Source organism: Actinoplanes sp. NPDC051633 (assembly GCF_040681735.1).
GTDB lineage: Bacteria > Actinomycetota > Actinomycetes > Mycobacteriales > Micromonosporaceae > Actinoplanes.
Genome location: NZ_JBFAZH010000180.1, coordinates 1 through 9,509, shown reverse-complemented (window position 1 = coordinate 9,509; position 9,509 = coordinate 1). Strand labels below are relative to the sequence as shown.

Below are 9,509 nucleotides of genomic sequence, written 5' to 3'. Positions count from 1 at the left end.
CCCGCGGCGCCCGAACCAGCGGCGCACGGGCCGGGCGCGCGTGACTCCGTGCGGCTGGCGGTCGTGGTCGGGGCGCTCGGTGTGGTGTTCGGCGACATCGGCACCAGCCCCATCTATACGCTGCAGACGGTGTTCAACCCGGCGGACCCGCACCCGGTGCCGGTCAGCACCGGCAACGTGTACGGCGTCGTGTCGCTGGTCTTCTGGTCCGTGATGATCATCGTCACGGTCACCTACGTGCTGCTGGCGATGCGGATCAACAACGACGGCGAGGGCGGCATCATGGCGCTCATCGCCCTCCTGCGGCGGTGGGGCGCCCAGCAGGGCCGGCGGGCCGCCGTCGTGCTGGCCGCCGTGGGCATCTTCGGTGCCTCCCTGTTCTTCGGCGACAGCATGATCACCCCGGCCATCTCGGTGCTCTCCGCGGTGGAGGGGCTGAAGGTCGTCGAGCCTTCGCTGGGCGCCCTGGTCGTGCCGATCACGGCCGTGATCATCGTGGCGCTGTTCGCCGTGCAGCGGAAGGGGACCGCCGCGGTCGGCCGGGTCTTCGGGCCGGTGATGATCGCCTGGTTCGCGGTGATCGGCGCGTGCGGGGTGATCGGCATCGCCGGCCACCCGGCGATCCTGCGGGCGCTGTCGCCCACGTACGCGATCGGCTTCCTGACCGGCCACTTCGGAATCGCCTTCTTCGCCCTGGCCGCGATCGTGCTGGCGGTCACCGGCGCCGAGGCGCTGTATGCGGACATGGGCCACTTCGGCCGGCGCCCGATCAGCCGCGGATGGCTGTTCCTGGTCTTCCCGGCGTGTGCGCTCAGCTACCTCGGCCAGGGCGCGCTGATCCTCGAGGACCGGTCGAACATCAGCAGCCCGTTCTTCCTGATGGCGCCGGAGTGGGCCCGGCTGCCGCTGGTGCTGCTGGCCACGGCGGCGACGGTCATCGCGTCGCAGGCGGTGATCACCGGGGCGTTCTCGGTCGCGTCGCAGGCGGCGCAGCTCGGTTACCTGCCGCGGCTGCGGATCGCGCACACCTCGGAGTCGTCGATCGGCCAGATCTACGTACCCTGGATCAACTGGCTGTTGCTGGTCTCCGTGCTCACCCTGGTCTTCGCCTTCCGCAGCTCCGCTGCGCTGGCCTATGCCTTCGGCATGGCGGTGACCGGGACCATCACCATCACCACGCTGCTGTTCTTCTACGTCGCCCGGTGGAAGTGGAACGCGCCGCTGTGGCTGATCGGCATCGGCGCGACCGTGCTGCTGCTGGTCGATCTACTCTTCGTGGCCGCCAACCTGACCAAGCTCGCGCACGGGGCCTGGCTGCCGCTGCTGATCGGCCTGACCGCGTTCACCCTGATGACGACCTGGCAGCGCGGCCGCCAGATCGTGACGGCGGAGCGGGAACGACGGGAGGGGCCGCTGCGCGAGTTCATCGACGACGTGCGGGACGAGTCGTCGTCGATCGCGCGGGTGCCCGGCACCGCGGTGTTCCTGAACCGCGGCAAGCTGACCGCGCCGCTGGCCATGCGGGCCAATGTGGAGCACAACCGGGTGCGCCACGACCAGGTCGTCATCATGTCCCTGCAGACCGAGCCGGTTCCCAGGGTGGCGCCCGATGACCGGCTCACCGTCGACGATCTCGGCTACGGCCACGACGGCATCATTCACGTCATCGCCCGGTTCGGATACATGGAGACCCCGGACGTGCCGGCCACCCTGCGCGCACTCGGGTCCGCCACCACCGAGGGGCCGCTGCAGCTGGACCAGGCGTCGTACTTCCTGTCGAAGATCGAGCTGCGGGTGGGCCACGCGCCGACGATGGCGTCGTGGCGCAAGCGGCTGTTCGTGGCCACCTCCTACGTCACCGCCGACGCCGCCGAGTACTTCGGCCTGCCCCGCGACCGCACCGTCATCATGGGTTCACACATCGAGGTCTGAACGCTCGGCGCTGCCCACCACGCTCGGCACGCCGGTGGGTTGCGCGGTCACCGCCCCGGCCGCCAGCGCCCAGGCGAACAGGACCGGGATCAGCGCCGCGCCCAGCGCGATCAGCCCGCTGAGCAGGAACAACTCCGGCACCCAGAGGAGCAGCAACCAGGCCGCGGCGGCCGGGCGGAAACGGCGTCTCAGCAACGCGATGCCCAGGAGCAGGAAGCCGAGCATCGTGATCAGCATCGCGGGGATGCCGATGGCCGCGAAGGACTCTTCCATCCACGGGGTGAAATAGTCGCCCAGCAGGGAAACCGTGAGACCGGCGAATCCGGCGAGAGCGATCGGCCACGCGACGCGCTCCAGACCGTGCGGGCTGCGGTGGCGGCGCACGACGAAGGCAGCCGCGAGGGCGGCCAGCATGAGCGGCAACCAGATCTTGCCGTACGTGCGGTAGACGGTGTCCGGGCTGGACCAGTCGAGCAGGGACCTGAGGTGGCGCGCGGCCGGCTCGGCCCACCACCGGACCACGGCGGAATCCAGATCGGACCGGCCGTCCGCGGTGGCGAACCGGCTGAGCGCGTGGACCACGGACAGGGGCAGGCTGAGCCAGGCGGCGCACCAGGCGACACGGGCGGTGAGCTTCGAGCTGGACTTCATGGCGGAACTCCTTCGGAATGGGTTGCCGTCGAGGCTAGGGAGCCGGGACGCCCGGATCGTCCATCCCGGCGCGGTGTGCGCGTACATCCTTCGGTCGATTCGCGGCGCCGGAGCGGGTGCCTAGGCTGAGCCGATGAGGCTGCGGGACGCGTTGATCCCTGCCGCCCTGGCGGCGGTCGGCATCGTGGAGTTGGTTTCGCTCCATATGGGGCGGCTCCCGGTCGGCATCGCCGCGACGGCGATCTGCTGCGCGCTGCTGGTGTTCCGCCGGCGGTGGCCGCTGATCGCCCCGGTCGCGTCCGTGTGGGTGATCCTGGCGCTGCCGGTGGTGGCCGGCACCGAGATGTCGGACGCGGCGACGCCGATCCTGTACATCGCGCTGGCCACCTTCACGTTCGCCCGTCACCTGCCGTGGCCGACCGGCGCCGTCGGGCTGGGCCTGGTCTTCACCGCCCTGGTGATGATCGAGAGGCTCACCACCGAGGGCGCGACGCTGTCCGATGCGTTGTTCTTGGTGGCCATCCTGGTTCCGCCGTACGCCTTCGGTCTGCTGACCCGGCGGCTGGCCGACGGCCACGCCGAACAGACCCGACTGCTGCGCCTGCAGGAGGAGAGCCGGCGACGTGCGGCGGTGGCCGACGAGCGGGCCCGCATCGCCCGCGAACTGCATGACCTGCTCGCCCACTCGATCAGCGTGATGGTGGTGCAGGCCGAGGTCGCCGCAGATCTCATGCCGGCGAAGCCGGACCGCGCCGCTGCCGCGCTGCGCGACGTCACGGCGTCGGGCCGGGCCGCCCTGGACGAGACCGGGCGCCTGTTGCGGCTGATCCGGAATCAGGACGACACGGGTACGGACGGGCTCGCCGGCCTGACGGCGCTGGTGGACGGCTTCCGGCGGGACGGGCTCCGGGTGGACCTGACGCTGCAAGGGTCACCGGACGACCTGCCGGGCCCGGTCAGCGTCGCCGGCCGCCGGATCGTCGGTGAGCTGCTGACCAACGCGCTGCGGCACGCGGACGACCGCGCTGTCCGCCTGTGCCTCGACCTGACCGGTCCGGACCTGACCATCGAGGCCGCCAACCGGGCCGGCAAGGACGCCGGATCGGGCGGATTCGGTCTGGTGGAGATGCGCGAGCGCGCCGCCGTGCTGGGCGGGACCGTGCGCCACGGCGTCGACGACGGCGGGACGTTCCGGGTGGTCGCCGTGCTGCCGCGGGATCCGGCGGCGCCGTCGTGACGTCCGTCGTGATCGCCGACGACCAGGATCTGGTCCGGTCCGGGTTGCGGCTGCTGCTGGAGACACGCGGGATCGAGGTGCTCGGCGAGGCCGGCGACGGGCGGCAGGCCATCTCCGAGGTCGCCAGGACGGGTCCCGACGTGGCGCTGCTGGACATCCGCATGCCGCGGCTGGACGGGATCGCCGCCACCCGCGAGATCATCCGCGCCACCCCGGCCACCCGGGTGCTGATCCTCACGACGTACGACCTGGACGAGTACGTCTATCACGCGTTGCGTGCCGGGGCGTGCGGCTTCCTGCTCAAGGCGACGCCACCGGACATGCTGGCGGCGGGCGTCCGGACGGTCGCGGCTGGTGAGGCGATGCTCGCGCCGGCCCTGACCCGGCGACTGATCGAGGAGCACATCAGCCGGCCGCCGCCGGCCGCCCGGCCCGCGGCCGTCGCCGGTCTCACGGCCCGCGAGCTCGACGTCCTGCGCCAGATCGCCCGTGGCCTGTCCAACGACGGCATCGCCAAGACCCTGCACCTGAGCCCGGCGACGGTGAAGACCCACGTCAACCGGCTGCTCACCAAGCTGAGCCTGAGCAGCCGGGTGCAGGCGGTGGCGCTGGCCTACGAGAGCGGGCTGATCCGCCCCGGCCTCGGCCCTGTCGATCCGGGGTGGCCTCGTTCGTAGCTCTGGTGAACGACCGGCATCGGGCCGGTCGACCACCATTTCGGGAGAGCTCGATGAGTGATCACCAGTCCAGCGTGCTGTTCATGTCGATGTCGCTCGACGGTTTCATCGCCGATCACAACGACTACCTCGGCGGCGACGACGACCACCGGTTGCACAACTGGTTCGCCCCGGGCGGTGAGTTCGTCCAGCTGGGCGGCCCGGTCGGCGAGCTGATGGACGAGATGAAGTCGTGCGGGGCCGTGGTCGCCGGTCGCCGGACCGCCGAGCTCATGGATCACTGGGGCGGTTCCCACGGCGGCCTGCCGATCTTCGTGCCCAGTCACCGGCCGCCCCCGCCGGCCGCCCGGTGGGGCTATCCGCTGGTCACGTATGTGACCGACGGGATCGACGCCGCGATGGCGCAGGCGAAAGCCGCCGCCGGGGACCGGAACGTGCATGTGGTCGGTGGGTACACCGCGCAGCGGGCGCTGGCGGCGGGTGTGCTGGACGAGATCCAGATCCATCAGATCCCGGTGCTGCTCGGCGGCGGCCGCCGGTTGTTCGACGTGCTGCCGTCGCTCGTCGAGCTGGAGATCCTCCGGGTGATCGACACCCCGGAGGCAACGCACATCCGATACCGGGTCCGCTAGCGAGCGGTGCCGGGTGGGGCGTCAGGCGGGGTAGATCTCCAGGGCGGACAACTGCCCCGCCGGCCAGCCGGTGTTCGCGGTGAAGCCGACTCGCACGTACCGCGCCCGGGTGGGCGGACAGGACACCGTCACGGCGTTGCCCGCCGCCGGGTCGAAGGTGCGGCCGGCGGAGCCGGCGAGGGTCGCGAACGCCGTGCCGTCGGTGCTGCCGGAGACCGCGAGCGTCTGCGTGCGCGCGCCCCAGGAGGGTGGCACCTTGAGCACCAGGCGCGCGACGGTCGCCGCCTGGCCGAGGTCGACCTGGATCCACTGCGGAAACGCGTTGTTCACGCTTTCCCAGTAGCTCCCGCCGTCGCCGTCGACCGCGTTGCCCGACGTGTAGACCTGGGTGTGGCCGCTGGCCGCCGTGGGCCGTCCCCGGGCGAGGTCCGTGACCGGGGGCGGCTGGCTCCCCGTGGTCGGCGGAGTGGGGCGTACGGCGGTGAGCGGGATCTGTCCCTTGAGCATCCGGCCGCCGTCCCCGGTGATCCGCAGATAGTAGTCGGCGGAGCAGAACGTGCCGTCCTCGTCGAGTGCTCGGATGCCGCTGCCGGCCGGGACGGAGGCGGCGGTCTCGGCGGTCTTCGCGATCTGGTTGCCCTCGTTGTACTCGTCGAACATGGACACATACAGGCCCTGCGCGCCGAGCCGGACCATGTTGTAGATGCTGCGCCAGTAGAAGTCGCCGTGGCGGCGATGGCCGGCGGAGAGGTCGCCGGGCAGCACGCAGGGCTGGTAGTCGATGCCGTGCGCGTTGCAGTCGGCCTGATCGGGGGTGTTCACCTGCGCGTGGAACCAGTCGAGGCCGTCGAGGGTGCCGGTGCGGCCGACCATCCACGGCGAGATCATGTGAAAGGCGTGGTAGACGTCGAGGAAGCCCGGCCGGCTGTCGTTCTTGCCTTCGCGCCAGTAGGTCGGCACGCCGCCGATCACGTAGCAGCCCTGTGCCTTGAGCCGGTGGATCACGTCGAGGCACGCGGCGGGGGCGAACGGGCGGCCGTCGTCGTTGAAGCCGAAGCCCCAGACGCAGACGACCGGCTTGCCGTTCTGCCGGGCGTAGGCGGGGGAGGCGGTGTGCGCCGACATCTTGCCGGCCCAGTCGGTGACGAGCTCGGACTGCATGTTCGTCCAGCCGGTGACGTCGTACATGATGTAGAACTTGCGGCCGGTCGCCTCGGCGGCCGAACGCACCTTCCAGGCCATCGCGTCGCGCGTGGGTCCCTCGTCGCCGACCGGGTTGAACCGCTGCAGGGCGGCGGTGTCGATGTTGTGGGTCTGCATCCACCGGAAGTGCGTGTCCACGGTCTGCTGGTCGTAGGAGGAGAACAGCGTGGCGGGCCGGCCATCGCCGAGATTCGTGTACGCCGTGGGGTAGACGTGCGCGTAGTCGCGGGTGTCCGGCCAGGACACGATCGTCGTGTTGGCGGGCGACGGCGGCTGGAAGCGGTCGCGGCTCCAGTGCCACCAGCCGCCGATCGGCGCGCCGTCGCCGGGGCAGGCGAACCACCCCTGATAGCCGACGCTGATTTTGCCGACGACATCGCCGGGCGGGGAGGCGGCCCGGGCGGGCGTGCGATCGGTGAGCAGGGCTGCGGCGGGGGCGATGGCCACGGCCGACAGGACGGTGCGGCGGGTGACGTCCATGGGGGACTCCAGTCGATCCGAATCGGGGGGTACGGATCGACGGTCATCGTGACAGGAGTCGACGTCGGATTGCAATAGTTGAACGGCAAGCTGCAAATTTGGGGACTAGCGTCCGGCTCAGGACGCCTCGGGTTCTTGCCGGCGCTGATGCTTCTCGTTCTGCCGGAGCGCCTCTTCGAGTTGGTCCTCAAGGATGATGATCCGGCAGGCGGCCTCCAGGGCGGTGCCCTGGTCGACCATCTCCCGGGCCCGGGCGGCGAGGCGCAACTGGTAGCGGGAGTATCGGCGGTGACCGCCGGAGGACCGGAACGGGGTGATCAGCTTCGCCTCGTCGAGCCGGCGCAGGAAGTCCTGCGAGGCGCCGGTGATCTCCGCGGCGCGGCCCATCGTGTAGGCGGGGTAGTCGTCGTCGCCGAACATGTCGTCGGGTTGGGCCATATACGTTTCTCCATGACGAGGGCCCCGGCGCGGGAGCGCCGGGGCCCAGGGTTTACGGGTCGAGAACACCATCTACCGACGCGTGCGTCGGGCTTTCGTATCCGCACCGGCCGCCGTCGGCGGCTGGGGGTGCGAGGATCGCATAAGCGTGACCGGAGACCACCTCTCGTTCGATGGAGACTGCGGTGACCGCGCCAGAGTTGAATTCTTCCTGGCTGCGGGCGATCCAACGGTGTCAGGCCCTCCCTTTCCTCTGCTTCCGAAACTGTGCTGCTGTTGCTGCCGTCCGCCGGTGTCGAAGCCCCACGCAACTTCATGGCCCCGAACACGTGCGACGAACTGCCCCGACCTGGACTTACGTCAGGGTCTTCACTTTCACTTCCACGTTCCTTGCCGGCCGAGCGAGCCTCGGAATGGGTCCGGGCCCTGCTTGACGCTCGGTCGATTCGTCAGCGTCTTTCCGTGATCTCTTCTCTCAACGCCAGGAACATTAGCCAACCGTGGCGAGAATGTCTAGTACATCGGACCCAGATTTTCTCGGCAGGCAAACGGGGCTTCCGAAGAGGCGTCAACCATGAGTTGACGTTGGCCGATCGTCAACCTATGGTTGACCCATGACTGAACCCGTGACCAACTCGATCCGGCTCGACGATCTGATCGAGTCCATCAAGAAGAGCCACTCCACCGCCCTCGAGCAGCTCACCGACGCGGTGCTGGCCGCTGACCACCTCGGTGACGTCGCGGATCACTTGATCGGGCATTTCGTCGACCAGGCGCGCCGCTCCGGCGCCTCCTGGACGGAGATCGGCCGCAGCATGGGCGTCACCAAGCAGGCGGCCCAGAAACGCTTCGTCGCCAAGGGCGACGCGCCGGACCTCGACGCCAGCCAGGGGTTCAGCCGCTTCACCGACCGCGCCCGAAAGGTCATCGTGACGGCGCAGGAGGAGGCCCGGGCCAAGGGCAACAACCAGATCACCGTGGCTCATCTGGTGCTCGGCCTGGTGGCGGACCCGACGGGGCTGGGCGCCCGGGCGATCGTCGCGCAGGGCGTGTCGCTCGACGTCGTGCGGCAGACCGCAACCGCGACGGTGCCCGCGGCAGCCGACTCCGTGCCCGCGCTCATTCCGTTCGATCCGCACGCCAAGAAGGCGCTGGAGCTGACCTTCCGAGTAGCGCTGCGGATGAACCACAACCACGTGGGCACCGAACACATCCTGCTCGCGCTGCTCGAGCTCGAGGACGGCACGGGCGTCCTGGCCGGCCTGGGCGTCGAGAAGGGCACCGCCGAGGCGTCCATCAACGCCGCCGTGGCCGCGTCACCGGGGTCGTAGGCCGTCCCTCTCGGCCTCACTGATCGCCCAGGCGGCGTTGACGAGTCCGATGTGGCTGAACGCCTGGGGGAAGTTGCCGAGCATCTCGCCGGTCGCCGGATCGACCTCCTCGGCGAGCAGGCCGACGTCGTTGCGGTGGCCGGCGGCCAGCTCGAAGACCTCCCGCGCCCGCGTCACCCGACCGGCCAGCGCCCACGCCTGCGCCAGCCAGAACGTGCAAAGCAGGAAGGTGCCTTCGGTGCCGGTCAGCCCGTCGACGTCGGAGCCGGTCTGGTATCGGTAGACCAGCCCTCGCTCGTCCACCAGCCGCTCGGCGACGGCCTCGATGGTGGCCAGCATGCGCGGATCGTCGGCCGGCAGGAATCCGACGATGGGCATCATCAGGTTCGACGCGTCCAGCTCGTCGGAGCCGATGTACTGGGTGAACGCGCCGGCCGTGGGGCTCCAGCCCCGCTCGAGCACATACCGCCGGATCTCGTCGCGGGCCGCTGCCCAGGCGTCGGCCTTGTCCGCGGCACGCAGTCGCCCGGCGAGCTTGATCGCCCGGTCGAGCGCCACCCAGCACATCACCTTGGAATACAGGAAGTGCCGCGGCTCACCACGCACCTCCCAGATGCCCTGGTCGGGCTCGCGCCATCGGACGGCAGCACTGTCGGCCAGCGCGATCAGGAAGGCGCGCACGTCGTCGTCGATCGCGCCGATCTGGTCGGCCAGGCGGTGCGCGGCGCCGAGCAGTTCGCCGTACACGTCGATCTGTTGCTGGTTCCACGCGCCGTTGCCCACCCGCACCGGCCGGCTGTCGCGCCAGCCGCGCAGATGGGGGAGCGTCCGCTCGGTCAGGTCGTGCTCCCCGCCGACCCCCAACATGATCTGCATCGGGGTTTCCGGCCCCCTCGCGGCGGCCGCCGCGCGCGTCGTGAAAGCGAAT

The 9,509-nt window shown here is 70.3% G+C and carries 9 protein-coding genes; 5 read left to right on the top strand and 4 right to left on the bottom strand.

Annotated elements, in window-relative coordinates:
- A partial coding sequence (locus AB0M20_RS13255; protein ID WP_364297668.1) for a KUP/HAK/KT family potassium transporter occupies positions 1-1,932 on the top strand: 1,932 nt, incomplete at its 5' end.
- On the opposite strand, the gene AB0M20_RS13250 is transcribed toward AB0M20_RS13255, so the two are convergent.
- A complete protein-coding gene (locus tag AB0M20_RS13250) occupies positions 1,915-2,583 on the bottom strand; it encodes a hypothetical protein (protein ID WP_364297666.1) in 669 nt (222 codons plus the stop codon). The two genes, AB0M20_RS13255 and AB0M20_RS13250, sit on opposite strands and share 18 nt — an antisense overlap.
- 133 nt (positions 2,584-2,716) lie before the next feature.
- Between AB0M20_RS13250 and AB0M20_RS13245 the strand changes: the two genes are divergently transcribed.
- From AB0M20_RS13245 to AB0M20_RS13235, 3 genes are read left to right on the top strand one after another with little or no spacing between them, the layout of a single operon-like run.
- Complete coding sequence (locus AB0M20_RS13245; protein ID WP_364297664.1) at positions 2,717-3,820, top strand: histidine kinase; 1,104 nt, start codon at positions 2,717-2,719, stop codon at positions 3,818-3,820.
- Positions 3,817-4,497: a response regulator transcription factor gene (locus AB0M20_RS13240; protein WP_364297662.1), complete on the top strand. Its 681-nt coding sequence runs from the start codon at positions 3,817-3,819 to the stop codon at positions 4,495-4,497. The genes AB0M20_RS13245 and AB0M20_RS13240 overlap by 4 nt, the downstream gene beginning before the upstream one ends.
- 53 nt (positions 4,498-4,550) lie before the next feature.
- Positions 4,551-5,129: a dihydrofolate reductase family protein gene (locus tag AB0M20_RS13235; protein WP_364297660.1), complete on the top strand. Its 579-nt coding sequence runs from the start codon at positions 4,551-4,553 to the stop codon at positions 5,127-5,129.
- Between the two features lie 21 nt (positions 5,130-5,150).
- Here the strand turns inward: AB0M20_RS13235 and AB0M20_RS13230 are convergent, their stop codons facing one another.
- The gene (locus AB0M20_RS13230) at positions 5,151-6,812 is read right to left on the bottom strand and encodes a discoidin domain-containing protein (protein WP_364297658.1); all 1,662 of its coding nucleotides are present in this window, start codon (positions 6,810-6,812) and stop codon (positions 5,151-5,153) included.
- 117 nt (positions 6,813-6,929) lie between these two features.
- Entirely contained in the window at positions 6,930-7,250 is a 321-nt protein-coding gene (locus AB0M20_RS13225) for a MerR family transcriptional regulator (protein ID WP_364297656.1), read from the bottom strand.
- 614 nt (positions 7,251-7,864) lie between these two features.
- Between AB0M20_RS13225 and AB0M20_RS13220 the strand changes: the two genes are divergently transcribed.
- Positions 7,865-8,581, top strand: coding sequence for a Clp protease N-terminal domain-containing protein (locus AB0M20_RS13220; protein ID WP_364297654.1), 717 nt, complete (start codon positions 7,865-7,867; stop codon positions 8,579-8,581).
- Here AB0M20_RS13220 and AB0M20_RS13215 read toward each other — a convergent pair.
- Positions 8,567-9,509: glycoside hydrolase family 15 protein (locus AB0M20_RS13215; RefSeq protein WP_364297652.1), on the bottom strand; the 943-nt coding region annotated here is incomplete at its 5' end. The genes AB0M20_RS13220 and AB0M20_RS13215 overlap by 15 nt on opposite strands.

What these genes read in the sequence shown, in the direction of transcription:
- AB0M20_RS13250 (WP_364297666.1), bottom strand. Translation starts at nt 2,583, where the DNA reads ATGAAGTCCAGCTCGAAGCTCACCGCCCGTGTCGCCTGGTGCGCCGCC.
- AB0M20_RS13245 (WP_364297664.1), top strand. Translation starts at nt 2,717, where the DNA reads ATGAGGCTGCGGGACGCGTTGATCCCTGCCGCCCTGGCGGCGGTCGGC.
- AB0M20_RS13235 (WP_364297660.1), top strand. Translation starts at nt 4,551, where the DNA reads ATGAGTGATCACCAGTCCAGCGTGCTGTTCATGTCGATGTCGCTCGAC.
- AB0M20_RS13230 (WP_364297658.1), bottom strand. Translation starts at nt 6,812, where the DNA reads ATGGACGTCACCCGCCGCACCGTCCTGTCGGCCGTGGCCATCGCCCCC.
- AB0M20_RS13225 (WP_364297656.1), bottom strand. Translation starts at nt 7,250, where the DNA reads ATGGCCCAACCCGACGACATGTTCGGCGACGACGACTACCCCGCCTAC.
- AB0M20_RS13220 (WP_364297654.1), top strand. Translation starts at nt 7,865, where the DNA reads ATGACTGAACCCGTGACCAACTCGATCCGGCTCGACGATCTGATCGAG.